Genomic DNA, 828 nt, shown 5'->3' with positions numbered 1-828 from the left:
AAGTTAATGATCCCTGTACTGGTAATCGCACTAGCATTGATGCTGATGTCTCTGTTTGTGATTCCTGAAGGTGAGCGCGGTATCGTGGTTCGATTTGGTCGTGTTCTTAAAGACAACAACGACATCACTCGAATTTATGAACCGGGTCTGCATTTCAAAATGCCACTGTTTGATCGCGTGAAGCAGTTAGATGCTCGTATTCAAACGATGGATGGACGTGCTGACCGTTTCGTAACGTCAGAGAAAAAAGACGTTATCATCGATTCGTACGTGAAATGGCGTATTGAAGACTTCGGCCGTTACTACCTAGCAACAGGCGGTGGTAACTCTTTGACAGCTGAAGCACTTCTTGAGCGTAAAGTCACAGACGTACTTCGTTCTGAAATCGGTGCTCGTGAAATCAAGCAAATCGTTTCTGGTCCACGTAATGATGACGTGCTACCAGAAGACGCAAGCAGTGATGAAGTGAACACAGAAGCGGCACGTGAAGCGTTAGAAATTGATGGTGAACGTGACCTAATCATGTCGGATGTACTGCGAGATACTCGTGAAAGTGCAATGAAAGACTTGGGTGTTCGTGTTGTCGATTTCCGTATGAAGAAAATCAACCTTCCTGATGAAATCAGTGAGTCGATTTACCGTCGTATGCGCGCTGAGCGTGAGTCGGTAGCTCGTAAGCACCGTTCTCAAGGTCGTGAGAAAGCAGAAATCATTCGTGCACAAGCGGAACTTGAAGTAGCAACCATTCTTGCAGAGGCGGATAAAACCGCTCGTGTTACACGCGGTGAAGCGGATGCAGAAGCAGCGAAGATCTATGCGAATGCATAC

The 828-nt window shown here is 46.6% G+C and carries 1 protein-coding gene; it reads left to right on the top strand.

Annotation, left to right across the window (positions count from 1 at the left end):
• Positions 1 to 828, top strand: an 828-nt coding sequence (gene hflC / locus R8N49_RS26155) for a protease modulator HflC (RefSeq protein ID WP_318190331.1), incomplete at both ends; no start/stop codon positions are given.

The organism is Vibrio sp. 1978 (genome assembly GCF_033344345.1).
Note: the sequence above shows the minus strand (reverse complement) of the source record. Positions and strands in the feature narration are given on the sequence as shown.